A 237-nucleotide genomic window follows, 5' to 3' on the forward strand; every position below is an offset into this window, starting at 1 on the left:
GCGGTGGGATCTTTTCCCTGCCGCAGAACATGGCCGCCCGGGCCGATGCCGGTGCGGTGCTGATCGGCTGGGGAATTACCGCTGTGGGCATGCTGACCCTGGCGTTCGTTTTCCAGACCCTGGCCAATCGCAAACCTGATCTGGACGGTGGTGTATATGCCTACGCCAAGGCCGGATTCGGCGACTACATGGGTTTCTCGTCCGCCTGGGGCTACTGGATCAGCGCCTGGCTGGGCA

General features: G+C 63.3%; 1 protein-coding gene. It reads left to right on the forward strand.

Annotated elements, in window-relative coordinates; all coding sequences use genetic code 11:
• On the forward strand, positions 1-237 hold a 237-nt coding region (locus J5M73_RS31725; protein WP_207817064.1), incomplete at both ends, for an amino acid permease.

It is taken from the genome of Pseudomonas sp. 50_B, assembly GCF_017491625.1.
Classification (GTDB): Bacteria; Pseudomonadota; Gammaproteobacteria; order Pseudomonadales; family Pseudomonadaceae; genus Aquipseudomonas; species Aquipseudomonas danubii.